This window comes from Streptomyces sp. NPDC058274 (assembly GCF_042881375.1).
Lineage (GTDB): Bacteria > Actinomycetota > Actinomycetes > Streptomycetales > Streptomycetaceae > Streptomyces.
Genome location: NZ_JBHVXW010000011.1, coordinates 89,634 through 115,351 on the forward strand (window position 1 = coordinate 89,634; position 25,718 = coordinate 115,351).

General features: G+C 72.1%; 25 protein-coding genes and 1 pseudogene. 13 read left to right on the plus strand and 13 right to left on the minus strand.

Annotated elements, in window-relative coordinates; genetic code table 11:
• Window position 1 precedes the first annotated feature (1 nt).
• Window positions 2-694 carry a L,D-transpeptidase gene (locus ACFVYF_RS22465; RefSeq protein ID WP_389457835.1) on the plus strand — a complete coding sequence of 231 codons (693 nt, stop codon included), beginning with the start codon at window positions 2-4 and terminating at the stop codon, window positions 692-694.
• Window positions 695-759: 65 nt separating this feature from the next.
• Here the strand turns inward: ACFVYF_RS22465 and ACFVYF_RS22470 are convergent, their stop codons facing one another.
• Both ACFVYF_RS22470 and ACFVYF_RS22475 read right to left on the minus strand, forming a co-directional pair.
• Window positions 760-2,223: an ATP-binding protein gene (locus tag ACFVYF_RS22470; RefSeq protein ID WP_389458037.1), complete on the minus strand. Its 1,464-nt coding sequence runs from the start codon at window positions 2,221-2,223 to the stop codon at window positions 760-762.
• Between the two features lie 281 nt (window positions 2,224-2,504).
• The gene (locus tag ACFVYF_RS22475) at window positions 2,505-3,257 is read right to left on the minus strand and encodes a response regulator transcription factor (RefSeq protein WP_389457837.1); all 753 of its coding nucleotides are present in this window, start codon (window positions 3,255-3,257) and stop codon (window positions 2,505-2,507) included.
• A gap of 286 nt (window positions 3,258-3,543) precedes the next feature.
• On the opposite strand from ACFVYF_RS22475, the gene ACFVYF_RS22480 reads away from it, so the two are divergent.
• The 5 genes and pseudogenes from ACFVYF_RS22480 to ACFVYF_RS22500 all read left to right on the plus strand — a co-directional run bounded on the left by ACFVYF_RS22480 (window position 3,544) and on the right by ACFVYF_RS22500 (window position 8,131).
• Window positions 3,544-4,917: a ferric reductase-like transmembrane domain-containing protein gene (locus tag ACFVYF_RS22480; protein ID WP_389457839.1), complete on the plus strand. Its 1,374-nt coding sequence runs from the start codon at window positions 3,544-3,546 to the stop codon at window positions 4,915-4,917.
• A gap of 7 nt (window positions 4,918-4,924) precedes the next feature.
• Window positions 4,925-5,395: an FMN-binding protein gene (locus ACFVYF_RS22485; RefSeq protein WP_389457841.1), complete on the plus strand. Its 471-nt coding sequence runs from the start codon at window positions 4,925-4,927 to the stop codon at window positions 5,393-5,395.
• A 124-nt stretch (window positions 5,396-5,519) separates the two neighbouring features.
• Window positions 5,520-6,857, plus strand: coding sequence for a ferric reductase-like transmembrane domain-containing protein (locus ACFVYF_RS22490; RefSeq protein WP_389458039.1), 1,338 nt, complete (start codon window positions 5,520-5,522; stop codon window positions 6,855-6,857).
• Between the two features lie 19 nt (window positions 6,858-6,876).
• Window positions 6,877-7,332, plus strand: a pseudogene (locus ACFVYF_RS22495) (FMN-binding protein); the annotation flags it as partial.
• Window positions 7,333-7,393: 61 nt separating this feature from the next.
• Window positions 7,394-8,131: an FAD:protein FMN transferase gene (locus tag ACFVYF_RS22500; protein ID WP_389458041.1), complete on the plus strand. Its 738-nt coding sequence runs from the start codon at window positions 7,394-7,396 to the stop codon at window positions 8,129-8,131.
• Between the two features lie 82 nt (window positions 8,132-8,213).
• Here ACFVYF_RS22500 and ACFVYF_RS22505 read toward each other — a convergent pair whose 3' ends face one another.
• The 6 genes from ACFVYF_RS22505 to ACFVYF_RS22530 all read right to left on the minus strand — a co-directional run bounded on the left by ACFVYF_RS22505 (window position 8,214) and on the right by ACFVYF_RS22530 (window position 14,060).
• Entirely contained in the window at window positions 8,214-8,750 is a 537-nt protein-coding gene (locus tag ACFVYF_RS22505; RefSeq protein ID WP_389457843.1) for an arginine repressor, read from the minus strand.
• A gap of 7 nt (window positions 8,751-8,757) precedes the next feature.
• Window positions 8,758-9,966 (minus strand): acetylornithine transaminase, encoded by a 1,209-nt coding sequence (locus ACFVYF_RS22510; protein ID WP_389457845.1) that lies wholly within the window; start codon window positions 9,964-9,966, stop codon window positions 8,758-8,760.
• Complete coding sequence (argB, locus tag ACFVYF_RS22515) at window positions 9,963-10,883, minus strand: acetylglutamate kinase (protein ID WP_389457846.1); 921 nt, start codon at window positions 10,881-10,883, stop codon at window positions 9,963-9,965. Before argB ends, ACFVYF_RS22510 begins: the two co-directional genes overlap by 4 nt.
• Window positions 10,880-12,031, minus strand: a complete 1,152-nt coding sequence (argJ, locus tag ACFVYF_RS22520; protein ID WP_389457848.1) for a bifunctional glutamate N-acetyltransferase/amino-acid acetyltransferase ArgJ — start codon at window positions 12,029-12,031, stop codon at window positions 10,880-10,882. Before argJ ends, argB begins: the two co-directional genes overlap by 4 nt.
• Entirely contained in the window at window positions 12,028-13,056 is a 1,029-nt protein-coding gene (gene argC / locus ACFVYF_RS22525) for an N-acetyl-gamma-glutamyl-phosphate reductase (protein ID WP_389457850.1), read from the minus strand. Before argC ends, argJ begins: the two co-directional genes overlap by 4 nt.
• 191 nt (window positions 13,057-13,247) lie before the next feature.
• On the minus strand, window positions 13,248-14,060 hold the full coding sequence (locus tag ACFVYF_RS22530) for a sigma factor (protein ID WP_389458043.1): 813 nt from the start codon (window positions 14,058-14,060) through the stop codon (window positions 13,248-13,250).
• Window positions 14,061-14,254: 194 nt separating this feature from the next.
• On the opposite strand from ACFVYF_RS22530, the gene ACFVYF_RS22535 reads away from it, so the two are divergent.
• From ACFVYF_RS22535 to ACFVYF_RS22545, 3 genes are all read left to right on the plus strand, one after another.
• On the plus strand, window positions 14,255-15,022 hold the full coding sequence (locus tag ACFVYF_RS22535; RefSeq protein WP_389457852.1) for an SDR family oxidoreductase: 768 nt from the start codon (window positions 14,255-14,257) through the stop codon (window positions 15,020-15,022).
• A gap of 255 nt (window positions 15,023-15,277) precedes the next feature.
• Window positions 15,278-15,691: a carboxymuconolactone decarboxylase family protein gene (locus ACFVYF_RS22540; RefSeq protein ID WP_389457854.1), complete on the plus strand. Its 414-nt coding sequence runs from the start codon at window positions 15,278-15,280 to the stop codon at window positions 15,689-15,691.
• A 322-nt stretch (window positions 15,692-16,013) separates the two neighbouring features.
• Window positions 16,014-16,550: a DUF6314 family protein gene (locus tag ACFVYF_RS22545; protein WP_389457856.1), complete on the plus strand. Its 537-nt coding sequence runs from the start codon at window positions 16,014-16,016 to the stop codon at window positions 16,548-16,550.
• Here the strand turns inward: ACFVYF_RS22545 and ACFVYF_RS22550 are convergent.
• Window positions 16,547-17,131 carry a histidine phosphatase family protein gene (locus ACFVYF_RS22550; RefSeq protein WP_389457858.1) on the minus strand — a complete coding sequence of 195 codons (585 nt, stop codon included), beginning with the start codon at window positions 17,129-17,131 and terminating at the stop codon, window positions 16,547-16,549. The two genes, ACFVYF_RS22545 and ACFVYF_RS22550, sit on opposite strands and share 4 nt — an antisense overlap.
• 263 nt (window positions 17,132-17,394) lie before the next feature.
• A complete protein-coding gene (locus ACFVYF_RS22555) occupies window positions 17,395-18,831 on the minus strand; it encodes a PLP-dependent aminotransferase family protein (RefSeq protein WP_389457860.1) in 1,437 nt (478 codons plus the stop codon).
• On the opposite strand from ACFVYF_RS22555, the gene ACFVYF_RS22560 reads away from it, so the two are divergent.
• Together ACFVYF_RS22560 and ACFVYF_RS22565 are read left to right on the plus strand one after the other, a co-directional pair.
• Window positions 18,830-19,846: a DMT family transporter gene (locus ACFVYF_RS22560; RefSeq protein ID WP_389457862.1), complete on the plus strand. Its 1,017-nt coding sequence runs from the start codon at window positions 18,830-18,832 to the stop codon at window positions 19,844-19,846. The two genes, ACFVYF_RS22555 and ACFVYF_RS22560, sit on opposite strands and share 2 nt — an antisense overlap.
• A gap of 93 nt (window positions 19,847-19,939) precedes the next feature.
• Complete coding sequence (locus ACFVYF_RS22565) at window positions 19,940-20,134, plus strand: DUF1918 domain-containing protein (RefSeq protein WP_389457864.1); 195 nt, start codon at window positions 19,940-19,942, stop codon at window positions 20,132-20,134.
• 93 nt (window positions 20,135-20,227) lie between these two features.
• On the opposite strand, the gene ACFVYF_RS22570 is transcribed toward ACFVYF_RS22565, so the two are convergent.
• Entirely contained in the window at window positions 20,228-21,487 is a 1,260-nt protein-coding gene (locus tag ACFVYF_RS22570) for a glycoside hydrolase family 10 protein (protein ID WP_389457866.1), read from the minus strand.
• A gap of 148 nt (window positions 21,488-21,635) precedes the next feature.
• Here ACFVYF_RS22570 and ACFVYF_RS22575 point away from each other — a divergent pair, with 148 nt between their 5' ends.
• Window positions 21,636-22,514 (plus strand): 3-hydroxybutyryl-CoA dehydrogenase, encoded by an 879-nt coding sequence (locus ACFVYF_RS22575; protein ID WP_383286708.1) that lies wholly within the window; start codon window positions 21,636-21,638, stop codon window positions 22,512-22,514.
• Between the two features lie 206 nt (window positions 22,515-22,720).
• Window positions 22,721-22,978 (plus strand): hypothetical protein, encoded by a 258-nt coding sequence (locus ACFVYF_RS22580; protein ID WP_389457868.1) that lies wholly within the window; start codon window positions 22,721-22,723, stop codon window positions 22,976-22,978.
• A gap of 227 nt (window positions 22,979-23,205) precedes the next feature.
• On the opposite strand, the gene ACFVYF_RS22585 is transcribed toward ACFVYF_RS22580, so the two are convergent.
• Window positions 23,206-23,751 carry an NUDIX hydrolase gene (locus tag ACFVYF_RS22585; RefSeq protein ID WP_389457870.1) on the minus strand — a complete coding sequence of 182 codons (546 nt, stop codon included), beginning with the start codon at window positions 23,749-23,751 and terminating at the stop codon, window positions 23,206-23,208.
• A 257-nt stretch (window positions 23,752-24,008) separates the two neighbouring features.
• The gene (locus ACFVYF_RS22590) at window positions 24,009-25,349 is read right to left on the minus strand and encodes a transcriptional regulator (RefSeq protein ID WP_389457872.1); all 1,341 of its coding nucleotides are present in this window, start codon (window positions 25,347-25,349) and stop codon (window positions 24,009-24,011) included.
• Window positions 25,350-25,718 lie beyond the last annotated feature (369 nt).

Here is a 25,718-nt window from a genome sequence, read left to right on the forward strand (position 1 = left end):
CATGCGCCTCGCTGCCGCCGTCCTCGCGTCCGCGTCCCTGCTCACGCTGGCCCCGAGCAGCTGCCCGCCGACTCTCCCGGAGCGGATGGCGGACACCGGCGGCGGCAGCCAGCTGATCACCGCTCAGGCCTCGCGCACGTCCTCGACGACGGGCACGCTCACCTGGTGGAACCGGCGCGACGGGCGCTGGGTCAAGGCCGGTTCGGCGGCGGCGCGCTTCGGGGCCAGGGGTCTCACCGAGGGCCGCGCACGCAAACAGGGCACCAACACGACCCCCACCGGCCTGTACGGCCTCCCCTTCGCGTTCGGGATCAAGACCGCGCCCAAGGGGACCAGGGCGCCGTACCGCCGGGTGCACAAGAGCTCCTGGTGGTGCCAGGACAACCGCTCCAGCGCCTACAACCGCTGGACCGAGCCCCGCCCGGCCGACTGCCGCGCCAAGGAGTCCGAGCACCTGGTCTCGTACCGGACGCAGTACGCGTACGCCTTCGTCATCGGCTTCAACTACCACCGGCCCGTGCGCGGCCGGGGCGCGGGCATCTTCCTGCATGTCAACGGGAAGGGGGCGACGGCCGGTTGCGTGTCCGTGCCGGCGCCCGCGATGCGGCGGATCCTGGCGTGGGCGGACCCGGCACGCAAGCCGCACCTGGCGATCGGGACGCGGGGCGGGGCGACGGCGATCGTCCGCTACTGACCTGCTGATCTGCCGGCAAACCGGCTGAGGGCGGCTGCGTGCCGACAGCGGGGTGGCCCGGTCCCTCAGGCGCCGTCCGCGTCCGCCGGCGTGGCCGGCAGGCTCACGGTGAACGCCGTGGATCCCGGGCGGCTCTCCAGTCCCACACTGCCGGCGTGCGCGTCGACCACCGCCGCCACGATCGACAGGCCGAGCCCGGCGCCGCCGCCCGGGCCCTCGGCGCGCCGGCGGTCCGCGCGGGTGAAGCGTTCGAAGACGCCGGGCCGGACGTCCTCGGGCACACCGGGGCCGTCGTCCGCCACGGTCAGCACGGCGGTGGTCCCCGCCGTCCGCAGGGAGACCGTGACCTTGGTGCCCACGGGCGTGTGCAAACGGGCGTTGGCCAACAGGTTGGCCGCCACCTGGGCGAGCCGGTGGGCGTCGCCCGTCACGGTCACCGGTTCCTCGGGCAGCTCCAGCGTCCAGCGATGGCCCGGGCCGGCGGCACGGGCGTCCGCGACCGAGTCGAGGACGAGCCGGGTGAGGTCGACGGGGAGCCGTTCCAGCGGGCGGCCCGCGTCGAGGCGGGCCAGCAGCAGCAGGTCGTCGACCATCTCGCCCATGCGTGCCGACTCCGCGGCGATCCGCTCCAGGGCGTGGGTCACCTTCGGCGGCACCGGTTCCGGGTGCAGCAGGGCGAGTTCGGCGTGTCCGCGGACGGAGGCGACGGGGGTACGCAGCTCGTGGCTGGCGTCGGCCGCGAAACTGCGCAGCCGTTCCTCACTCGCGTGCCGTTTGGTCAGAGCGTCCTCGACATGGCGGAGCATGCGGTCGAAGGCGGCGGCCACCCGGCCCACCTCGCTGCGCGGATCGGATTCGGGTGCCCGGGGCGGCAGCGCCACCTCGCCGCTGGCGAGCGGGAGTTCACTCACCCTGGTGGCCGTCGCGGCGACCCGGCTCAGCGGACGCAGCGACCAGCGCACCCACAGCGCGCCGGCCACGCCGGTGACGGCGAGGGCGGCACCGAAGACACAGCCGGCGACGAGTTCCAGGCGGTGGACGGCGGCCTCCACCGGCTCCAGTGGCAGCCCGGTGATCAGGACGTCGCCGTCCTGACCGTCGCACGCGATGACGCGGTAGCCGCCCAGCGAGGCGAGGTGCACGCTGCGCGGGCTGTCGTCGACCGGCAGAGCGGCCAGAGTCTTCTTGTCGCCGGCCGTCAGCGCAACGTTCAGGTCGGCGGCGGCGCTGCCGGAGCGGACGACGGCCGCGTTGGTGACCGTGCTGCCGACCAGCCGGGCCCCGAAGGTGCCGGTGGGCTGCCGGCGGGTGTCGCCGTACTCGTCGCCGTCGTGGTCCGAGGGCCGGCGGTCGTGCTCCAGGCTCGCCGGGAACATGGAGCCCGCGTCGTGCAGTTGCTGGTCCAGGCGCCCGGTGAGGAATCCGTCCAGTTCCAGTACGGCCGCCACCCCGACGGCAGCGCAGCTGATGGCGAGGAGGACCACGAGTCCGGCGGTGAGGCGGGCCCGCAGGGTGTGCAGACGGGGCAGCCGGGGGCGGCGCGAGCGGCCCGCGGGTGCGGCGTGCGTGCCTTGTGCGGGCTGTGTTCCCGGCGCGGCTCGGCCGTGGCGTACGTCCTGGTCGGCCGGACCGCCCTGCCCGCTGGGGTCGGCGTGCGTGCCCGGCGCCGGCCGCGCTCCCGGGTTCTCCGGGGCCCCCGGCGCGCCCGGCGTCCCCGACACGGCGTGTGACCCCTGAGCGCCTTCTGGCCCCTGAGCCTCTTCTGGCCCCGAGGCCCCTTCTGATCCCCGCGCCCCACGCCACCGGCGGCTCATCGGCCTGCCCCCGGTTTGAGCACGTACCCCGCGCCCCGCACCGTGTGGATCATGGGCTCGCGGCCCGCGTCCACCTTCTTGCGCAGATACGAGATGTACAGCTCCACCACATGGGCCTGGCCGCCGAAGTCGTAGGACCAGACGCGGTCGAGGATCTGCGCCTTGCTGAGCACCCGCCGGGGGTTGCGCATGAGGAAGCGGAGCAGTTCGAACTCGGTCGGCGACAGCTCGATCAGCTCGCCGCCGCGGGTGACCTCGCGGGCCTCCTCGTCGATGACGAGGTCACCGACGGTCAGGCGGGGTCCCTCGTCCAGCTGACGCGCCATCCCGGCCCGGCGCAGCAGTCCGCGCAGCCGGGCCACGACCTCCTCCAGGCTGAACGGCTTGGTGACGTAGTCGTCGCCGCCCGCCGTGATGCCCGCGATGCGGTCCTCGACGGCGTCGCGCGCGGTGAGGAACAGCACGCACACCGACGGCTGGACCGTGTGCAGATCTCGCAGGACGCCGAAGCCGTCGGTGTCCGGGAGCATGACGTCGAGGATGACCGCGTCCGGCAGCAGTTCGCGTGCCGCGGCGGCGGCCGACGCTCCGTCGCCCGCCGTCCGCACCTCCCAGCCCTCGTACCGCAGGGCACCGGAGAGGACCTCGGCCAGATCGGGGTCGTCGTCGACCACGAGGACGCGGACGGGCGTGCCGTCGGGACGGGTGAGCGCGGGCAGCCCGGTGCCGCGGGAGCGGGGAGTGTTCATCTCGTCTACCAGGATCACCCCTCACGAAGGCCGCGCCCGCGCGTCCTGCCTCTGAGTTTCCTCTGAGTCCTCCGGACGGACCGCCGCTCGGTTCCGCCGGCCGTGTCCGCCGGTCCGCTCCCGGATGCCCTGGGCAGGCGGTGCCGGCCGGCGTCGGCGCCGCCCGACCGGGCAGTGGCGGCTGACTCTCAGTCTGCTGTGAGTCCGTCCGGAACGCCCCCGCTCAGAGCGTCCTCAGAGGTTCGCGACGGACAGTTTCCTCCAGGACAGCCGGAAAGGCGGACAGATGACCACGATGTACGACGAGCGGGCCACGGCGCCCCGCCCGACACACGGCCGCAAGCGGCCCCGGCCCTCGCCGGCCGGGCCGTTGCTGGCCCTGCTGTGGGCCGGAGCCGCCGCCGTCGTGGCCCTGTGGTGGTTCGACACCCGGTCGGTGGTGGGCCTCGCCGGCTGGCTCACCGACGCGGGGCGGATCGCGGGGCTGCTGTGCGGCTACAGCTGCGCGGTGCTCGTGGCGCTGATGGCCCGGGTCCCGCTCCTGGAGCGGCGTGTCGGATCCGACCGGGTGGCCCGCTGGCACGCGATGGCCGGCCGGTACACGGTCTGTCTGCTGGTCGCGCACGTCACCCTGATCCTCTTCGGGTACGCGGCCCAGGACGGGTCCGGCATCGTGCGCGAGACGCTCAGCATCGTCCTCGACTATCCGGACATGCTCAAGGCCACGGCGGGCACGGTCATCCTCTTCGCCGTCGGGATCGTGTCGGCGCGGGCGGTGCGCCGCCGGGTCAGTCACGAGTTCTGGTACTACCTGCACCTGCTCACCTACGCGGCCGTCTTCCTCGCCTTCTTCCACCAGCTCTCCCTCGGCTCCGACTTCGTGGGCAACCCGCTCGCCCAGGCCGCCTGGTACGTGCTCTACCTGGGCACCGCCGCCCTCGTCGTCTGGTACCGGCTGCTCGCGCCGGTGCGGCTCAATCTGCGCCACAAGCTGCGGGTGGAGTCCGTGCACCGCGAGGCACCGGGAGTGTTCTCGGTGGTGGTACGCGGGGATCACCTCGAGGAGATGGGCGCGCAGTCCGGCCAGTTCTTCCGCTGGCGGTTCCTCGCGGACGGGATGCGCTGGACGTCCACGCCGTACTCGCTGTCGGCGCCGCCGCGCCCCGACCTGCTGCGGATCACCGTGAAGGCGCTCGGCGACCACAGCGCCTCCGTGGGACTGCTGCGGCCGGGCACCCGGGTGTGGGCCGAGGGCCCCTACGGCTCGATGACCGCCGAGCGGCGCACCTCCCGCAAGGTGCTGATGATCGCGGGCGGCGTCGGGATCACTCCACTGCGGGCCCTTTTCGAGTCGATACCCGGCGGGCCCGGCGAGGTGACGCTGCTCTACCGCGCGCGGACCCCGGAGGACCTCGCGCTGGGCGCCGAACTGGAGTCGATAGCGCAGTGGCGCGGGGCGCGCGTCCTGTACGCGGTCAACGGCGCCGACGGGAGTCGTCCGCAGTTCACCGCCGAGGCGCTGCGGGCGTCCGTGCCCGATGTCGCCGGGCACGACGTCTATCTGTGCGGCCCGCCCGCGATGGCCCGGGACCTGTACGCGGCGCTGCGCACGGCCGGGGTCCCCGACCGCCGTATCCACCACGAGTCGTTCGAGCTGTGAGGCCGCCTTGCACGCCCTGAAGAAACACCGTCCGCTGCGCCGCGTGACCCTGGCGGCCGTCACCACCGTCACCGGTGTCGTCCTGCTCCTGTCGCTGAAGCCGCACACCCCGCCGTCGCTCGCCCAGGCGTCCTCGCCCAGCAGCCAGTCCGCGTCCTCCGGGAGTTCGTCGGGCTCGTCGGGGACCTCGAAGAGCACCGGCACGAAGACGGTCACCGGTGACTCGGTCCAGACCCGCTACGGGCCGGTCCAGGTGCGCGTCACGGTGAAGAACGGCAGGATCACCGATGTGACCGCGGTCGCCTACCCCCAGGACAATCCGCGCGACCAGGAGATCAACAGCTACGCGATTCCCCAGCTCAAGCGTGAGGTACTGGCCGCACAGAGCGCCCAGATCGACTCCGTCTCCGGGGCCACCTACACGAGCGGCGGTTACACCCAGTCCCTCCAGTCGGCACTGGACTCGGCAGGCGTCTGAACGCACGGCCTTCGTGGACCGTATCTCTGTGCCAGGGGGCCACTCCCCTTGCCCCGTCCCCACGGAGGAACACGGAGGAACCGTGTCCACGATCGCCGGTGGTCGCGCCGCGCGGCGCCAGACCATGCGCCGTATCCGCCCTCGACGCTCGCCCGCCGTCCCGCTGCTGCTCGCCGTCTGGGCGGGCGCGGCCGGGGTGATCTGGCTGTGGTGGAGCAACACCCCGTCCATCGCGGACGACAACAGCAAGATCCTCAACGCCGGACGCATCACCGGGCTGCTCGCCGGCTATCTGATGGCACTCGTGGTGCTCCAGATGGCCCGGGTGCCCGCCCTGGAGCGCCGGGTCGGCTCGGACCGGGTCGCGCGCTGGCACGCCATGAGCGGCCGCTACACCCTGTGTCTGGTCCTCGCCCATCTGGTGCTGATCATGTACGGGTACGCCCTGCAGGCCGGCAACGGCTTCGGCGCGATCGTCCAGCAGACGGTGGACTCCGTCCAGCAGCTCCCGGACATGGGCAAGGCCGCGATCGGCACCGGTCTGCTGCTGTTCATCGGGTTCATCTCGATCGGCGCGCTGCGGCGCAGGATCCCGTACGACCTCTGGTACCACGTGCATCTGCTCACCTACGCCGCCGTGTTCCTGACGTTCTGGCACCAGATCTCCACCGGCAACGACTTCGCCGTCGAACCCACCGCGAAGACGGTCTGGTACGGGCTGTACGGGTCGGTGACCGCGCTGGCGCTCTGGTACCGCGTGCTGGTGCCGGTCCGGCTGAACCTGCGGCACCGGATGCGGGTCGAGGCGGTGATCGAGGAGACGCCGGGGATCGTGTCGGTGCTGATCAGCGGGCGGAAGCTGCACCGGATGGGCGCCGAGGCAGGGCAGTTCTTCCGCTGGCGGTTCCTGGCACCGGGGATGCGGCTCAGTTCCCACCCGTACTCGCTGTCGGCGGCGCCCCGCCCCACCATGCTGCGGATCACGGTGAAGGCGATCGGCGACCACAGCGCCGCGCTGCGCGACCTGGAGCCCGGCACCCGGGTGTGGGCCGAGGGGCCGTACGGGGCGCTGACGGCGGCCCGGCGCAGCCGCGGCAAGGTCCTGCTGGTGGCGGGCGGCGTGGGCATCACGCCGATGCGGGCGCTGTTCGAGACGCTGCCCGGCGCGTCCGGCGACCTGACGCTGCTCTACCGGGCCAACAGCACCCAGGACCTGGCCCTGTGGGACGAGCTCGCCGGTATCGCCGAGGAGCGCGGCGCCCGGCTGATGTACGCGGTGAACAGCCCCGACGGGGAGCGCCCCGACATCTCGGCGGAGACCCTGCGCCGGAAGCTGCCGGACATCGATTCCCACGACGTCTTCCTGTGCGGGCCGCCCGGCTTCGCGCAGCAGGTCTACGAAGCACTGCGCGGCGCGGGAGTCCCCGCCCGGCGGATCCATCACGAGTCGTTCGAGATGTGAGCGACGGGAGTCAGGAGCGATGAAGAAGAGCCACCCCATCCGGCGTGCCGTGCTCGCAGGCGCCGCCACCGTGTCCGGGATCGTCCTGTTGCTGACGCTGAAGCCCGCGTCCGATCCGGCCGCGGCGTCGGCGCAGGGCGCGCCGGCACCCCGGCCGACGGCGGCCGGGCAGGAGTCGCCCCAGGGCGGCGGCTCGCAGCAATCGTCCTCGCAGGCCCGTACGGTCACCGGCGATGTCGCCCGGACCCAGTACGGCCCCGTCCAGGTCCGCCTCACCCTCAGCGGCACCAAGGTCACCCGGGCCGAGGCCGTCCAGGCGCCCAGCGGCGGCCAGAGCACACAGGTCACCGGCAACGCCGTACCGAAACTCAACCAGGAGGCCGTCACCACCGGCACCGCTGACATCGACGCCGTCTCCGGAGCCACCTACACCAGCGGCGGCTACAAGGAGTCCCTGCAGTCCGCCCTGGACAAGGCCGGTGGCTGAGCCGGCGCAGACGCGGGCGCCGGCCGTCCTGCGTCACGCGGAGGAGGTCATGGGCACGGTCTTCTCCTTCGACGTACGCGGCGGCGAGCCGGACGCCGTGCGGGCCGCGCTCGACGAGGCGGTCGCCCAGCTCCACCGCGTGGACGAGGTGTTCAGCACCTATCGCGAGGACAGCCAGCTCTCGCGCCTGGCCCGGGGTGAGCTGAGCGTCGAGGAGTGCGATCCGGAGGTCGCCGAGGTACTCGGCCTGGGCGCCGAGGCCGAGCGGCTGAGCGACGGCTGGTTCAGCACGACCTACCGGGGGCAGCTCGACCCGACCGGGATCGTGAAGGGCTGGGCGGGCGAGCGCGCGGCCCGGCAGCTCGCCGCGGCCGGGGCGAGCGGGGTGAGCGTGAATGCCGGCGGCGATGTGCAATTGTACGGCGTACCCGGCGCGCAGCGGCCCTGGCGGGTCGGCGTGTCGGACCCGCTGCGGCCCGGTGCGCTCGCGGCGGTCGTCTCCGCGGCCGGCGCGGACGAGCTGGCCGTGGCCACCTCCGGCACCGCCGAGCGCGGCGCCCACATCGTCGATCCCCGTACGGGTGAGCCCGCGGTCACCGACCTGCTGTCCGTGACCGTGGTGAGTCCCCGGCTGACCTGGGCGGACGCCTGGGCGACCGCCGCTTTCGCGATGGGGTCGCAGCAGGCGCCGGCGTGGCTCGAGTCGCTGCCGGACGTGGAGGCGCTGCTCATCACGGCGGGCAACGAGGTGCGGGGCACCGGGGGCCTGGCCGAGTACCTGGGCTGAGTGTTCGCGGCGCACCGCGGATACGTGAGCGGAGGGGCGCCCCCCGACCGGGGGCGGGGGCGCCCCTCCACTCACGTACGCCTCAATGGTTGTTCTGAGCCAGCCGCAGCAAGTGATCGGCGAGCGCCTGGCCCCCCGCGGGCTCGCGGCTGATCAGCAGCAGGGTGTCGTCCCCGGCGATCGTGCCGAGGATGTCGTGCAGCTCCGCCTGGTCGATCGCCGAGGCGAGGAACTGCGCGGCGCCCGGCGGCGTCCGCAGGACCACGAGGTTCGCGGACGCCTCCGCGGAGATCAGCAGCTCCGCCGAGAGCCGCCGCATCCGCTCCTCCTTGGCCGACTCCCCCAGCGGCGCGCGCGGGGTGCGGAAGCCGCCCTCGCTCGGTACCGCGTAGATCAGGTCGCCGTCGTTGTTGCGGATCTTGACCGCGTTCAGCTCGTCCAGGTCCCGGGAGAGCGTCGCCTGCGTGACGGTCAGCCCGTCGTCGGCGAGGAGCTTCGCCAACTGACTCTGGGAGCGCACCGGTTGCCGGTTGAGGATGTCCACGATCCGGCGGTGGCGTGCGGTGCGGGTCTGCGGCACGGCAGGCCCCGCGTGCTCGTGATCCTGCGCCTGACTCATCGTCGTCTCATTCCCCGGATCGTCCTTCCCCGTGCACTGCGTCGAGGACGCCGGGAAGGGCCCGGAGGAACGCGTCCACCTCGTCGTCGCCGAGGTTCAGCGGCGGCATCAGCCGTACGACATCGGGGGCGGGCGCGTTGACCAGGAGGCCGGCGTCCTGAGCCGCCTGCTGCGCCTGGGGCGCGAGCGGCTCGGTGAGCACGATACCCAGCAGCAGGCCCGCACCCCGGACATGGTCGATCAACGGGTGCCCGAGTGACTCGATTCCGTCCCGCAGCTTCTCGCTGGTGCGCTTGACGTTCTCCAGCAGGCCCTCGGACGCGATCGTGTCGAGCACGGCGAGTCCGGCGGCGCACACGACGGGGTTGCCGCCGAAGGTCGTGCCGTGGTGGCCCGGCTTCAGGAGTTCCGCCGCCCGGCCGAAGGCGACGGTCGCGCCGAGCGGCAGTCCGCCGCCGAGGCCCTTGGCGAGCGTGACGACGTCCGGCAGGACGCCTTCGTGCGCCTGGTACTCGAACCAGTGTCCGGTACGGCCGATTCCGGTCTGCACCTCGTCGAGGACCAGCAGGGCGCCGGTGGCGGCGGTGATCGCGCGGGCGGCCTTGAGATAGCCCGGCGGCGGCACGACCACGCCGTTCTCGCCCTGGATCGGCTCGATGATCACCAGCGCGGTGTCCTCGGTGACCGCCTCGGCCAGCGCCTGCGCGTCGCCGTACGGGACATGCGTGACGTCACCGGGCAGCGGCAGGAACGGGTCCCGCTTGCCGGGCTGGCCGGTGAGCGCGAGGGCGCCCATGGTCCGGCCGTGGAAGCCGCCCTCGGTCGCCACCATGTGCGTGCGGCCGGTGAGCCGTCCGATCTTGAAGGCGCCCTCACTGGCCTCGGCGCCCGAGTTGCAGAAGTACACCCGGCCGTCCCGCCCGAAGAGCTGGAGCAGCCGTTCGGCGAGCGCGACGGGCGGCTCGGCGACGAAGAGGTTGGAGACATGGCCGAGGGCGGCGATCTGCCGGCTGACGGCCTCGACGATGGCGGGATGGCCGTGCCCGAGCGCGTTGACCGCGATCCCGCCGACGAAGTCGAGGTACTCGTTGCCGTCCGCGTCCCACAACCGGGTGCCCTCGCCGCGGACGAGCGGCAGGCGCGGGGTGCCGTAGTTGTTCATCAGCGAGCCCTGCCAGCGCTCGGTGAGCTCTGCGTTGGTCGCGGTCCCGGTCACGCGTCCCCCTCGGTCGTCTCGTCTGTCGTCTCGTCCGGCACGACCATCGTGCCGATCCCCTCGTCGGTGAAGATCTCCAGCAGGATCGAGTGCTGGACCCGGCCGTCGATGACGCGGGCGGTGGTGACGCCGTTGCGTACCGCGTGCAGACAGCCCTCCATCTTCGGCACCATGCCGCTGGCCAGGTCGGGCAGCAGCTTCTCCAGCTGGCTCGCGGTGAGCCGGCTGATGACCTCGTCGGAGTTCGGCCAGTCCTCGTAGAGGCCCTCGACGTCCGTGAGGACCATCAGGGTTTCGGCACCCAGCGCCGCAGCGAGTGCCGCAGCCGCCGTATCAGCATTGACGTTGTAGACATGTCCGTCGTCCTGGGAGCGGGCGATCGAGGAGACGACCGGGATACGGCCGTCGGAGAGCAGGGCCTCGATGGCACCCGTGTCGATTGCGGTGATCTCGCCGACCCGGCCGATGTCGACCAACTCGCCGTCGATCTCGGGCTGGTGCTTGGTGGCGGTGATGGTGTGCGCGTCCTCGCCGGTCATGCCGACAGCGAGCGGCCCGTGCTGGTTGAGCAGTCCGACCAGCTCGCGCTGCACCTGCCCGGCGAGGACCATGCGTACGACGTCCATGGCGTCCTCGGTGGTGACCCTGAGGCCCGCCTTGAACTCACTGACGATGCCGTGCCGGTCGAGGGCGGCGCTGATCTGCGGTCCCCCGCCGTGCACGACGACGGGCTTCAGGCCGGCGTGGTGCAGAAAGACGATGTCCTGGGCGAACGCGGCCTTCAGCCCCTCGTCGACCATGGCGTTCCCGCCGAACTTGACGACGACGGTCTTGCCGCGGTGCCGGGTCAGCCAGGGCAGCGCCTCGATGAGGATCTGCGCCTTGGGGAGCGCGGTGTGCTTACGAGTAGTGCTCATGACGAGTACGCGCTGTTCTCGTGGACGTAGTCGGCGGTGAGGTCGTTGGTCCAGATCGTGGCGGTCTCGGACCCGGCGGCGAGGTCGGCGACGATGTGGACCTCGCGGTAGCGCATGTCGACCTTCTCGCGGTCCTCGCCGACACCGCCGTTCTTGCAGACCCACACACCGTTGATGGCGACGTTGAGCTCGTCGGGCTCGAAGGCGGCCTTCGTCGTGCCGATCGCGGACAACACCCGGCCCCAGTTGGGGTCTTCGCCGTGGATCGCGCACTTGAGGAGGTTGTTGCGGGCGATGGACCGGCCCACCTCGACGGCGTCGTCCTCGCTCGCGGCGTTGATCACCTCGACCTTGATGTCCTTGCTTGCGCCCTCGGCGTCCCGGATCAGCTGCTGACCGAGGTCGTCACAGACAGCACGGACGGCCTCGGCGAACTCCCCGTACTCCGGGGTGACTTGGGCGGCACCGGAGGCGAGCAGCAGCACGGTGTCGTTGGTGGACATACAGCCGTCGGAGTCGACCCGGTCGAAGGTCGTGCGCGTGGCGGCCCGAAGTGCCTTGTCCAGTACGTCGGTCTCGACGTCGGCGTCGGTGGTGAGGACGACGAGCATGGTGGCGAGGCCGGGGGCGAGCATGCCGGCGCCCTTGGCCATGCCGCCGACGGTCCAGCCGGCCTTCGTCACTACGGCCGTCTTGTGGACCGAGTCCGTGGTCTTGATGGCGATGGCGGCCTTCTCACCTCCGTGCTCGGAGAGTTGACCGGCGGCAGCCTCAACTCCAGCCAGCATCCTGTCCATTGGCAGCAGCAGCCCGATGAGCCCGGTGGAGGCGACGGCGACCTCGGCGGCGTTCAGACCGAGCGTGTCGGCGACCTTCTCGGCGGTGGCGTGCGTGTCCTGGAAGCCCTTCGGCCCCGTACAGGCGTTGGCGCCACCGGAGTTGAGGATCACGGCGGAGACCTGCCCGCCCTTCAGCACCTGCTCGGACCAGAGCACCGGCGCGGCTTTGACGCGGTTGGAGGTGAAGACGCCCGCGGCGGCGAGGCGGGGCCCGTTGTTGACCACCAGGGCCAGGTCCGGGTTGCCGTTCTCCTTGATCCCGGCGGCGATGCCCGCGGCCGTGAATCCCTGTGCTGCCGTCACACTCACGGCGCGACTCCGATCGTCGTCAGCCCGGTGGACTCGTCGAGCCCGAGGGCGAGGTTCATGCTCTGGACGGCACCGCCCGCGGTGCCCTTGGTCAGGTTGTCGATGGCGCTGATCGCGATGATGCGGCCCGCGGCCTCGTCGTACGCGACCTGCACCTGAACGGCGTTGGAACCGTAGACGGACGCCGTCGCCGGCCACTGCCCCTCGGGCAGCAGGTACACGAACGGTTCGTCCGCGAACGCCTTCTCGTACACGGCCCGTACGGACTCGGTGGTAACCCCGTCCCTGGCCTTCGCGCTGCAGGTGGCGAGGATGCCGCGCGGCATCGGCGCCAGCGTCGGGGTGAAGGAGACGGTGACGGGCTCGCCGGCTGCCGCGCCGAGGTTCTGGATCATCTCGGGGGTGTGCCGGTGGCCGCCGCCGACGCCGTACGGGGACATGGAGCCCATGACCTCGCTGCCGAGCAGATGTGCCTTGGGCGCCTTGCCCGCGCCCGAGGTACCGGACGCGGCGACAATCACGGCTTCGGGCTCGGCGAGCCCGGCCGCGTACGCGGGGAAGAGCGCGAGGGAGGCGGCCGTCGGGTAGCAACCGGGCACCGCGACACGCTTGGACCCCTCCAGCGCGGCACGGGCACCCGGCAGTTCGGGAAGGCCGTACGGCCAGGTCCCGGCGTGCGCGGAGCCGTAGAACTTCTCCCAGTCGGCCGGGTCCTTCAGCCGGAAGTCGGCGCCCATGTCGACGACGAGGACCTCGGGGCCCAGCTGCTCGGCGACGGCGGCGGACTGCCCGTGGGGCAGCGCGAGGAACACGACGTCGTGCCCGGCGAGCACCTCGGCGGTGGTCTCCCGCAGGACGCGGCCGGCGAGCGGCAGCAGATGCGGCTGCAGTGCGCCCAGGCGCTGACCCGCGTTCGAGTTGCCCGTCAGGGCGCCGATCTCGACCTCGGGATGCACCAGAAGCAGCCGCAACAGCTCCCCGCCCGCATACCCACTCGCCCCGGCCACCGCCACACGTACCGCCATGGAACCCTCCTCTTGATGGCATGACTATACGTATTGCTGCACGTTTATGCAATGCGGGTATCGGTGGGCGGACGCCATCTGTCGACGTCGTTCCCGTCCTGCGGGGCCCCGTCACCGCACCGGACGCAGCGGGCCCGGGTCCGTCGGATGACGGCCGGCTGTGGTGGGCGTTGCGCACAGCCGGCCGGGGGTCAGGCGTCGAGTACCGCGAGGTCGAGGCGGCGGAGGTGGTGGGGTTCGGCGATGACCTCGATCTCGGTGATGTGGCCGTCGGTGAGGGTGAAGGCGAGGACCAGGACGAGTCGGCCGTGGCGGGCCATGGCGAGGCCGACGGCTCCGTCGACCAGGGCCACGCCGGTGAACTGGGCGCGTTCCACGGCGGCCATCGCACCCTTGGCGACGGCGTGCGCGCCGCTGACGCGGATGGGTTCGGGGGTGGGGATGACGGCCTTGTCGGCCCGGAGCACCACACCGGGGTGGAGCAGGGCGACCAGCGCGTCGAAGTTCCCGCCGCGGGTGGCGGCCAGGAAGGCGTCGACGACCTCGCGCTGCCGGGCGAGATCGGCGGCGGGCACCGCGCCGCCGCCCTTGACCCGGCGGCGGGCCCGGCTGGCGAGCTGGCGCGTCGCGGCGGCGGAACGCTCGATCATCGGGGCGATGTCGTCGAAGGGCACCGCGAACATGTCGTGCAGCACGAAGGCGAGACGTTCGGCGGGGGCCAGGGTGTCGAGGACCACCAGCATCGCGTGCCCGACCGAGTCGGCCAGCTCCGCTTCCTGGACCGGGTCGCTCCCCGGCTCCGGGCCCATGACCGGGTCCGACACCTGTGCGTCGAGCGGGTCCTCCCGCCGGTGATCGCGCGAGCGCAGCATGTTCAGGCACACGCGCGCCACGACCGTGGTCAGCCAGCCGGCGAGGTTCTCCACGCCCGCGGTGCCGGCCCGGCTCGCGCGCAGCCAGGCTTCCTGAAGGGCGTCGTCGGCCTCGCTGAGGGAGCCGAGCATCCGGTACGCGACGGCCCGCAGATGAGGTCGCTGTTCCTCGAACCCCTCCGTCAGCGACGTCAGCGACGTCAGCGATTCGTTTTCGTCCACGTGTCACATTCCTTCGTCGCCGGGTGTCAGAACAGTAGATCGACACAACGCGGCCGAAGAAGCCGGGAGCACGACTCCCGGACCTGACGAAACGAGGAACTGCCATGACGACGACCTCCCCCATCCTGGTCACCGGCGGCACGGGCAACCTGGGCCGCCACGTCCTCCCCCTGCTGCGGGCGGCCGGGTGCCAGGTCCGGGTCCTGAGCCGGAAGGGCGGCACGCAGGCCGACGGCATCGAGCACGTCGCCGTCGACCTGCTCCAGGGCGAGGGCCTCGAGGCCGCCCTGGCAGGAGTCGAGACGGTGCTGCACCTGGCGGGCGGCACCAAGGGCGACGACAAGGTGACGCAGAACCTGGTGCGGGCCGCCCGGCAGGCCGGGGTGAAGCACTTGGTGTACATCTCCGTGATCGGGGCGGACAGGATGCCGATCGGCTGGTTCAGGACGCAGCTGGCGGCGGAGCGGGCGGTGACGGAATCCGGTATCCCGTGGACGATGCTGCGGGCTGCCCAGTTCCACGACATCGTGCTGATGATGGCCGAGAAGATGACCAGGATGCCCGTCATCCCCGTACCCGGCGGTCTGCAGTTCCAGCCGGTCGACTCGCGTGAAGTGGCCGCCCGTCTGGTGGAGTTGACGCTGGAGGGGCCGACCGGTCTCGTGCCCGACCTGACCGGGCCCAAGGTGTACCCGATGGGCGACCTCCTCCGCAGCTACCTGGGCGCGCGCGGCAAGCGCCGTCCGCTGATGCCGGTGCGGATGCCCGGAAAAGCCGGCAAGGCCTACCGCGCCGGTGAGAACCTCGCCCTGACGGGCACCGACACGGGCCACCGGACCTGGGAGGAGTTCCTCACCGAGAAGGTGAGCTGACGGAGACGCGGACGGTGGGCCGACGGAGGGCGAGCGCCGGAACACCTCGCCTTGGAGCGCACTCCACGTTCTACGGTTTTGTAGTGGCGACTCCGGTGATGGCGACCGGCGTCACCGCACGGCCGGCCCGGCGGACCACATCCGGAAACGCGTCCGGAAGCCGGTCAGCCGTGATGCCACCCGCCCTGGACAGCACGACCGACCCCTGTACGGCTGCTCGCCCCGGCGCGGGCAGCCGGGAACGGACGACTCCACATGAGCGAGCCCACCACCCGCGAAGAGCGCTTCGAGCAAGGCCTGGAGGTCCTCAGGCAGATAGACAACCAGGCCGGACAGCGGGTCCTCGACTCGCTGGCCGACATCAACCCCGAACTGGCCCACCAGATAGTCGCCTGGGGCTTCGGCGAGATCTACTCGCGGCCCGGACTGGCCCCGCGCGACCGCCAGTTGATGACCCTCGGCATGCTGACCGCACTCGGCGGCTGCGAGCCCCAGCTCGACGTGCACATCAACGTCTCCCTCAATGTGGGCCTCACACCCCAGGAGATCGTCGAGGCCCTGCTGCACTCCGCGGGGTACTGCGGTATGCCGAAGGCGCTCAACGCGACCCTGGTCGCGAAGAAGGTGTTCGCCGAGCGCGGTCTGCTGCCGGTGTCCACCGCGCCCTGATCCTCGGGAACGGAACCGAGTTGGCCGGGAAGGTGTACGCGAACCGGCCGGCGCCCCCGTCGAAGGCCGAGGTGACCGGCGAGACGACCGTGCCCGTCTCGCTGTTCACCGCGTCGGGCCCAGGCACGACGGCCGAGGCCACCAGGAGCGCGGCGGCGGTGAGACCGAGTCTCCAGCGGGTGCGGTGGGTGACATGGATACTCCGCGACTCTGTGGTGCTTCGAAATAGGCTGTTCGAAATATCGGACGTCGATCTGCACTTCGCACGCCAAGATGGGGAGGGGACCGGAGCGCGTCAACGCGTCGCGCGGTATCCGGCGTCATGACCGGCCAAGAGCGGAGAGCGGACGAAGTGCGAGACGGGACGGGCGGGTTCAGGCCGGTGGCCGATGTGCTCGGTTATCTGGCCGGAAGCTGGCGGGTGGAGCGCGAGGTGCGGGACCTGGCGTCCGGCGCCGCGGGCCGCTTCACGGGCACGACGGTCTTCTCGCCGCTCGAGGACGGCGGCGACGGCCTCCTGCACCAGGAGTCCGGCACGTTCGACTGGCAGGGCACGTCCCGGCCCGCGGAGCGGACGCTGTGGTTCCTGCCGGGGGAACGTCCGGGCACCGCGGCCGTACGGTTCGCCGACGGCCGCCCCTTCCACGACCTGGACCTCACGAGCGGGCGTCACGTCGCCGACCATCCGTGCGTGGCGGACCTCTACCGGGGCGAGTTCACCGTCCGGGACGCCGACCACTGGCGCACGGTGTGGCGCGTGGGCGGCCCCGCCAAGGACCTGGTCCTGACGACCGAGTACGCACGCGTGCGCATCGCCGCTCCGGCAAGTCGGCCCCAGGGGCCGCCGGACAGGGCCTAGACGCGCCCCGACCCGGCCTCCAGACGCAGGTTCCAGCGCCCGTTGTGCCCGGTGAGGGTGGCCGTCGACAGGGGGCGCACGTCGATGTTCCAGTACGAGGTCGGCTGGGCCTGCAGGGCGTAGACGAGCGCGGCCCGCACCACGGAGGGTTCGGCGACGGCGACGATGCGGCTGCCGTCGTCGGCGGGCCGGGTGTCGAGCCAGGCGCCCACCCGGGAGATGAACGACATCAGGGACTCGCCGCCGTGCGGAGCGGAGCGCGGATCGGACAGCCAGGCGTCCACGGCCTCGGGTTCGCGCGCCATCGCCTCGCCGAGCGTGAAGCCGCGCCAGCGGCCCATGTCGCAGTCGCGCAGCGCGAGCTGGACGAGCGGCGCGTAGCCGAGCCCGTCCCCGGTGGCCCTGCTGCGCGGGGTCGGCGAGCAGTAGCGCAGTTCGGCTGCCGACAGCGGCACCAGTTCATGTGCGACGCGCTGCACCTCGTGCCAGCCGGCCTGATCCAGCGGCCGGTCGTCCTCGAAGCGCTCCGCGAGCAACGAGGAGCTGCGCGCGGCAGCGACGAAGGTGACCCGAAGATGCATGCGGCGATGGTGATCCGCGAAACAGCGCAGGTCAAGAGGGGTAACTCAGGGTACCCAACGAGTCACGCACACCGCGCGAGGCCAACGGTCCCACGGGTCGTCGAGGCCCGGCGCACGGCGATCGCCCTCCTCTGCGGGCGGGCAAGCAGGCGCGTACGACTCCCCTGACCGGACCGGGCCCCCGCGGCAGTCACCGGAGACGGAGACGAGCGGCCTCCCCTGGTCCGGCCACCGCGATACCGGCACGCGCCCTTCCGGTGCCGTCAGCCCAGCACCTCGTCGCAGGCGACCCGCAACCGCCGTACCCCCTCCGTGATCTCGCTCGTCCCTGCGACCGCCGCGAAGCTCAACCGGACGTGACCGGCGGGTGGTTCGGCACTGAAGTACGGGCGGCCGGGAGCGACGGCCACCCCCGCGCGCAGGGCGGCAGCGACCAGCGCCGACTCGTCCGTGCCGTCGGGCAGCCGCAGCCAGAGGAGGTAGCCGCCGGACGGGACGTGAGGCAGGGCGAGTTCGGGCAGGTGGCGGCGGAGAGCGGCCGTCATCGTGTCACGGCGGTTCTTCAACTCGGTCGCGATGGACCGGAGATGGCGCGGCCACGCCGGTGAGCCGACGAGTTCGAGTGCGGCTTCCTGCAAGGGGCGCGGCACGAAGAAGGTGTCGACGACCTGGATGGCGCGCAGCCGCTCGAGCACCGGGCCGCGGGCGGCGAGCGCCCCCACCCGGAAGCTGGGCGAGGTCGCCTTGGTCAGCGAGCCGACGTGCACGACGACTCCGTCGGGATCGTCCGCGGCGAGCGGACGCGGCAGCGGCCCGGCGTCCTCGTGCACGAGCCGCCGTACGAAGTCGTCCTCCACGACGAACGCTCCCGCGGCCTGGGCGATCGCGAGCACCTCGCCCCGGCGCTCGGGCGTGAGCACGGCACCGGTCGGGTTCTGGAACAGGGGCTGGCAGACGAAGACCCGGGCGCCGGTCGCCTTGAAGGCGTCGGCGAGCAGGGCGGGCTTCACCCCGTCCGGGTCCACCGGCACCGGCACCGGACGCAGACCGGCCGACCGGGCGATCGCCAGCATGCCGGGGTAGGTGGGTGACTCGACGAGGACCGGCGCACCGGGCGGCGCAAGCGCCCGCAGGGCGGTGGTCAGCGCGGACTGACCGCCCGCGGTGACCAGGATCTCGGCCGCGGAGATCGCGCCGCCGATGCCCCGGGCGAACCACTCCCGCAGCTCGGCGAGTCCCTCCATCGGCGGCCGCCCCCAGACGCCGGGCCGGCGCCCCGCGCGGGACAGGGCGGCGCCCATCGCACGCTCGGGCTGCAACGAGGGGTGCAGATAACCGCCGTTGAACTCGATGACGCCCGGCGCGGGTGCGGCCAGCGAGACGAGCACGCCGGACGCGTCGACCGTGCGCGGCACGCCCTCGGCCGTGGCGTCCGCGCTCAGCGCCACCTCCTGCCAGGCGGTGTCCCCGATGGCGGGGGAGGCCGTGCGGGCCTCGGCCCGGAAGGCCCCGGATCCGGGCCGCGTCACCACCAGCCCCTCGGCGACCAGTTGCGCGAGGGCCCGCGACACCGTCACGGGACTCACCCGAAACCGCTCGACGAGGGCCCGGCTCGAGGGCAGTTTTCCACCAGCCGAGTAGCGGTTGAGCTCGTCCCGCAGCCGATACGCCAGTTCATCGACACTGCTACGCTCTTGCATGAGAGCACAGGATAGCGCTACTGCCTCGACCGGGATAGCGGTCAACGCCTCGGGCGACACCACCCGCACCGCCGAGCGCCTCCCCCTCCGCGCGGACGCCGGGCCAGAGGTCCGCACACCGGCCGGCACCGGCCGCCGCCCGAAGCGGGCCGTCGCGGCCGGCACCGCCGGCACCCTCCAGGCCGCCCTCGGTGTCGCCGCGTTCTCACTCACCTTCCCCGCCACCGCCTGGGGCCTGCAGGGCTTCGGTCCCTGGTCGCTGGTGGCCGTGCGCAGTGTGCTGGCGGCGGTGATCGCGGGTGGCTGTCTGCTGGCGCTGCGCGTACGGCTGCCCGCCCGCGAGCACTGGGCGGGGCTCGCCGTGGTGGCCGCGGGGGTCGTCCTCGGCTTCCCGCTGCTGACCACGCTCGCGCTGGAGACGGCCACCACCTCCCACGCGGCCGTGGTCGTGGGGCTGTTGCCGCTGACGACCGCGCTGCTGTCGGCGCTGCGCACCGGGGTGCGGCCCTCCCGTACCTTCTGGGCCGCCGCGTCCGCGGGCGCCGCGGCGGTCATCGCGTTCACCGTGCAGCAGAGCGGCGGCGCCCTGACCGGCGCGGACGCGTATCTCTTCGGGGCGCTGCTGGTCTGCGCCGCCGGTTACACCGAGGGCGGCCGGCTGGCCCGGGTCATGCCCGGCTGGCAGGTCATCGGCTGGGCGCTGGTCCTGTGCCTGCCGCTGTCGCTGCCCGGCGCGCTGGCCGCGCTGTCGTACGAGCCGGCGCGGCTGACGGCACACAGCGTGACGGGACTGCTGTGGGTGGCGGCCGGTTCGCAGTTCCTCGGACTGGTCGTCTGGTATCGCGGCATGGCGGCGATCGGCGTCCCGAAGGCCAGCCAGTTGCAGCTGGCGCAGCCGCTGCTCACACTGGTGTGGTCGGTACTGCTCCTCGGTGAGCACCTCACACCGGCCGCGCCCCTGACGGCCGCCGCCGTGCTGGTCTGCATCGCCGTCACCCAGCGAACGCGCGGCTGAGGGGGCCGGTACGGACCGGGCCAACCGGCGTCTCCAGCCGTAGAATCGTGGCCACCGACCGCTGTTCCCGCACGTGATGAGGAGGCCCTCCAGATGCGTGCAACCGTGGGCGACCAGCTAGTCCAGCACGGCAGGATTGTCGGACAGCACGACAAGGTCGCAGAGATCACCGAAGTCATGGGGGCGGAGGGCACACCCCCCTACCGCGTGCGCTTCGAGGACGGGCACGAGGCCGTGATGTCCCCGGGCCCCGACTCGGAAATCCGCCACCGGGAAAACCTGGGCTAGGAGCCGGCCGGCGGATCAGCCGTAACCGCCGGGCCCCGCGACCGGACGGCGGCCGCGGGGTGCGGGCGTCCCGCCGGCACCCGACGCGCGGGCTCAGCGCGGCGGCTTCGCCGGCTTCCCGTAGTGGTCGGCGACCACGCGCGCCATCGCGCCGATCCGGTCCACGCCCACTTCCTTGGCCGAGAAGAAGACATGCCCGCGCACCTGCGGGAAGTCGGCGGCGAAGGTGAGGTGCCGGGACAGCTCGGCCGGATCCTGCCAGGCCGCGGGCTGCGCGGGATCGCCGGCCTTGTAGAGCGCCTCCCCCACGTAGAGCCGTACACCGGTGCCCTCGGCCACCTTCGCCCACCAGGGCACCAGCTTGGCGTAGTCCGCCGCGGCGAAGCCGATGTTCCAGTACGCCTGCGGGCAGATGTAGTCGATCCACCCCTCCCGCACCCACTTCCGGGTGTCCGCGTGCAGATCGTCGTACGTCTGCACACCGGCGCGGGTGTCGGAACCGAGCGGGTCGGTCGCCGCGTTGCGCCACACCCCGAACGGGCTGATGCCGAAGCGGACCGAGGGGCGGACCTTCTTGATGCGGGCGGCCGTCTCCAGCACCAGCCGGTCGATGTTGTACCGGCGCCAGGCGGCCCGGTCCGGGAAGCCGTCGCCGTGGGCCGCGTACGCCGCGTCGTCGTCGAAGACCTGGCCCGCGACGGGATACGGGTAGAAGTAGTCGTCCCAGTGCACGGCGTCGATCCGGTATGTGCGCACCGCGTCGAGCATCGCGTCCTGCACGAAGGCGCGGACCTCGGGCAGCCCCGGGTTGTAGTAGAGCTTGCCGCCGTACGGCACGACCCAGTCGGGGTGCAGCCGCGCCGGATGGGAGGCGACGAGCCTGGTGGGGTCGGTGTGGTTGGCGATCCGGTAGGGGTTGAACCAGGCGTGCAGCTCCAGCCCCCGCGCGTGGGCCTCCCTGACCGCCGTACCGAGCGGATCCCAGCCGGGGTCCTGGCCCTGGACGCCGGTGAGGTACTGCGACCACGGTTCGTACGGCGAGGGCCACAGCGCGTCGGCCGTGGGGCGCACCTGGAAAACCACGGCGTTGAGGCGACGGCGGACCGCCGTGTCGAGATGGGCGAGGAGTTCGGCGCGCTGCTCGGCGGCGGTCAGTCCGGGCCGCGAGGGCCAGTCCCGGTTGGCGACGGTCGCGAGCCACATGCCGCGCATCGCGCGCTTCGCCCGGTGCCGGCCCGCCGCACCGGCGGCTCCCTCCGCGCCGGGTGCCGCCAGCGCGTCCCCCGCCATCGTGAGCCCCGACAGCGTCGCCACAGCGGCCACCGCGAACGCCCGACGTGACACCCGCCCCATCTGCACACCCCCATACGCTGCGGATCCGCGCCGTCACGGATCGTCTCCCCGCACAGCATGCCCGACCCGCACGATCGATCACCGGGACTTCGGAGGTAACGTGCTCGATCGGAGCAGGCACCGGATAACGGGGATCCTGCCAAGCCCGATGATCAGCGAAAGGGACGATGTGACCGACATCGAACGCGTCGGAGTGGTGGGCTGCGGCCAGATGGGAGCGGGCATCGCCGAGGTGTGCGCCCGTGCCGGCCTTGACGTCAAGGTCGCCGAGACCACCGGCGAGGCGTTGGAGATTGGCCGTACCCGCCTTTTCAACTCCCTCTCGAAGGCGGCCGAGCGCGGAAAGATCTCCGCGGACGAGCTCCAGGCCACCCAGGACCGGCTCAGCTTCACCACCGACCTCGGCGAGTTCGCCGACCGTGATCTGGTGATCGAGGCCGTCGTCGAGAACGAGCAGGTCAAGACCGAGATCTTCCAGGTCCTCGACCAGGTCGTGACCCGGCAGGACGCGATCCTCGCCTCCAACACCTCCTCGATCCCGCTGGTGAAGCTGGCCGTCGCCACCTCGCGCCCCGACCAGGTCATCGGCATCCACTTCTTCAACCCGGCCCCGGTGCAGAAGCTCGTCGAGCTGATCCCGGCGCTCACCACCTCCGAGGGCACCCTCAGCCGGGCGCAGTCCCTCGTCGAGAAGATCCTCGGCAAGCACGCGATCCGCGCCCAGGACCGCTCGGGCTTCGTGGTCAACGCGCTGCTGATCCCGTATCTCCTGTCGGCGATCCGGATGTTCGAGTCGGGCATCGCGAGCCGCGAGGACATCGACAACGGCATGGAGCTGGGCTGCGCGCACCCGATGGGCCCGCTCAAGCTGTCCGACCTGATCGGCCTGGACACCGTGGCCTCGGTCGCGTACTCGATGTACGAGGAGTACAAGGAGCCGCTGTACGCCGCTCCCCCGCTGCTCCAGCGCATGGTCGACGCGGGCCGCCTCGGCCGGAAGTCCGGCTCGGGCTTCTACAGCTACTGATCGCACGGCAGTTACCGATTACCCAGCGTGAAACCTGGGCTTGCGCGGGCCCGGCACTCTTTCGAGGGCCGGGCCCGCGCCATTCACACACCGTGTGCGCGCCGGGCCCGCATATGCCCCTCGCACACGCTCCCCACGCGCCCACCAGGCGAGTTGACTTTCCGTGCGCAGTAAGGGATGTGACGACTACGGAAAGGAGCGGACACGTGACCGCCGACCCCGAGCATCCCGTGGTCCAGGGGGAACTCGCAGAGTTACGCCGCCGCCTCGATGTGGCCCATGCCCGCGTCGAGGGAGGACTGGCGCTGCTCAGTCACCGCGCCGAACAGACCGCCAAGGAGGTCGACGACCTGAGCGCACGGATCGTCGCCATGGAGCACACCCGCTGGCCGCTGCCCGCGGTCGCGGCCATCGCGGCCGTGGGCGCACTGGCCGTCGCGGTCTGGCAGGCTCTCGGCCACTAGGGCCTGTCTGACAATTCCCGTCGTCGCCCGAAGGGCGGCCGCGCGGCGTCAGGTGCGTGCTCTCGGTGTGCCGGGCGTAGAGCCTCGTACTGGTCGTACTTGGCTCTGCGCCCGGTGCGCCGAGTGGGGGCACCTCCCACGCCCTTAAGGCAGTGGGGGAGCGTGCATGGCGTCGCGCGGCAGACGGGAATTGTCAGACAGGCCCTAGGGCCAGGACACGGCAGGGATCAGGGCACAGCGTCCTGCCCGAGCCTCAAGTGGTGCAGGAGGAGCAGCGCGGCCGCCATGTTGGCGGCCGGGACCTCACCGCGGGCGACCATGTCGGGAACGAGTTTCAGGGGAACCCATTCCCGCCGGTCCGACTCGAAGTCGTCCACGGGGTGTCCGATGTACGTGCCTTCGTCGGCCCAGTAGATGTGGTGCCTGGCGTCGGTGAGCCCGTTGCAGGGCTCGACGCTCATCAGATGACGCAGCGGGCCCGGTCGCCAGCCGGTCTCCTCCTCGAGTTCGCGGGCCGCCGCGACGGCGATGTCCTCGCCGTCCTCGACGACGCCCGCCGCGAGCTCCCATCCCCAGCTGTCGGTGATGAAGCGGTGCCGCCACAGGAGCAGCACCTCGTTGGCCTCATTCACCACAGTGGCCACGGCGACGGGCCGCAGCCGTATCAAGAAGTGATCGAGGTGCCGGCCGTCCGGCAGCTCGACATCCGCGAGATTGACGCTGAACCAGCGGTTTTCATAGACAGTTTGTTCGTTCTGTTTCGTCCACTGCACGGTTCTGCCACCTTCCGCCGAGTAGATGGCAATATCGCAGCAGGAGCGTCCAGACAGCAGCTCACGGCAGTCCGCTCACAGCGCAGCGGCAGGCGCGGTGTTCCGGGCAAGCGGGGGCACAGTGGCCGGGCGGAGACCGGGTCGGTCCGTCCCGGGGCCGGAAGAGGCGTGTCTCCCGGGCCCGTTGGACGGGTCTCCCTGCGGGTGCCCCGCAGATGCCGGCAGCCCGCACGCGCGGGGCCCCGTCGACCGTCTGCCTACAGCGGTACGCGCAGTGCCCCGTCGATCAGTTCGGCCGCCGCCGACGTGCCTGCGCAGCCGCTGGCCACCAGGTGTTCGCGTACCGCCCGCAGTCTGTCGCGCAGTCGCTGGGACTCCATCCCCCGCGCCTGCTCGGCCATTTGGACCGCGGTCGCCACCGCCTTGTCGGCGTTGCCCTGACGCAGTTCGATCTGGCTGAGCATGGCGAGCCGGTGCACCCGCCCCCGGTCGTGCGCCGGAGTGTCCACGGCGGCCGCCGCATGCTCGGCCGCGGCCACCAGGTCCCCGAGACTGAGCAGCGCCTCCGCCACCTGTACGTTGACGAGGCCCGGCTGGACATAGCCGGTCTCATCGGGCTCGTAACCGCGCCGGATGCGCTCGGCGGCCTGCTCGGCACGCCGGATGCAGGACAGGGCGCTGCTGCCGTCACCGAGGTGCGCGTACGCCTTGGCCTGCATCGCGTAGAGGTCGGAGGCGAGCGCCGGAGTGATGTGCCGCCCCGCGGCGCGCAGCGCGGCCTCCGCGAACGCGACGGCCTGCCGGTACTCGCGCATGAACAGCGACTGATTGACCAGGAGCGCTATGACGTACGCGCCAAGTCCCCGGTCGCCACTGGCCTTTGCCAGACGCAGCGCCTGGTGGAAGTAGCGCTGCGCGAGCCCGTGCGCGTCGGAGTCGTAGGCGCAGATACCCGCGATGGCGACCAGCCCGCCGGTGGCGCGGTGGAGTTGGCGTCCGGTGGCGTCGGTGTAGCCGCCCCGCAGCAGGGGCGCGGTCTCGGAGTTGAGGAAGCCGACGATGCGGGTGCGGGTCGCGATGCCGCCGGCCTTGCGGTACATCTGCTCGTAGTGGGCGCGGGCGGCGCGCAGCATGTCGATGTCGGCCATGCTGACGTGGTGCCGTCCGCCGCGCGAGACGTCGACGTCCTCGGGCGGGTTCTCCCACTCCCACACCGGCATCACGGCCGGTGTGCCGGTGACGGCCGGAGCGCCGAGGATGTGCGGGCGCTGCTGTTCGTCGGAGCGCCACAGCGCGGTGGCCCGTTCGACGAAGCCGGAGAGCGTCGTGCCGTGCGGGGCGGACGGCTCGCCGGGGACGCCGAGGCCGATGTCGTCGAGCGTGACCGGCCGGTGGAGGCGTCCCGCGAGCACTTCGCAGATCAGGTCGGGCACCTGGCCGCGGGGGCGCTGCCCCTTCAACCACCGCGCCACGGCGGTGTGTTCGTATCTGAGCGCGAGGCCACGCGCCCGCCCCGCCTGGTTGACGTGCGCGGCGAGTCCCGCGTGGGAGATGCCGGCCTCGTCGAGAATCGCGTCGAGCAAGGTGTTGGGCTGCATGAAGGCCCTCCGGTGGCTCGGTGCCGCCAGCGTAGTGCGTCCGCCTTCACACGGGGTGTGAAGGGAATGCTCGAATCCGGGCAGTACGCGCGCTGTTGCGGAGCGTTTCGGGCCGGTTGACTGAAATGCCTCGCAAGAGGCCGGCCGGGCCGCCGGCTCCCCCTCGTACAGTGCGGCGGCCCGTTTCCGCGCCGTCCGCCCAGCTGCCTGCCCGACACTCCGTGGCGGGGCGGACGGCGCGTCCGCGCTTCGCGGAGACGCCGGAGACGCCGGAGACGCCGGAGACGCCGGAGACGCCGGAGACGCCGGAGACGCCGGAGACTACACGCGGTTCGTCGGCTGCGGGTCCGAGGCGGCCGGCCGCCACCG